This window comes from Staphylococcus sp. GDY8P119P (assembly GCF_017892075.1).
GTDB lineage: Bacteria > Bacillota > Bacilli > Staphylococcales > Staphylococcaceae > Staphylococcus > Staphylococcus ureilyticus.
This window is the reverse complement of record NZ_JAESKJ010000028.1, coordinates 3,351-3,636: the sequence shown is the minus strand read 5'-3', so window position 1 is coordinate 3,636 and position 286 is coordinate 3,351. Positions and strand designations below refer to the sequence as shown.

Below are 286 nucleotides of genomic sequence, written 5' to 3'. Positions count from 1 at the left end.
AGGTTTTTTAGTTGAAATTTCATCTTTAGCCCCTGATAAAAATGGCTTTCCTCCGTAAAAGAATAAAATTGTAGCAAGAATTAATACAATCCAATCTGACCCTGTAAATGAAATTTGAAACGGTAATTTAACTCCCATCATGGGCGATAAAATAATAATCGGTATCGCAAAAATCAAAGAAATAAAGAATTTACTTTTAAAATTTCCATGATGGTGATGTTCATGATTACCATGACTAGTGTGATTTTCATGTTCTTGATGACTATGATGCTCATGATTACCATGA

Annotated in this window: 1 pseudogene (running past one end of the window); it reads right to left on the bottom strand. The window is 31.1% G+C overall.

The window, feature by feature from the left end:
• Positions 1-286 (bottom strand): annotated as a pseudogene (locus KA830_RS13525) (heavy metal translocating P-type ATPase); its annotated part runs 95 nt beyond the window's last position; the annotation flags it as partial.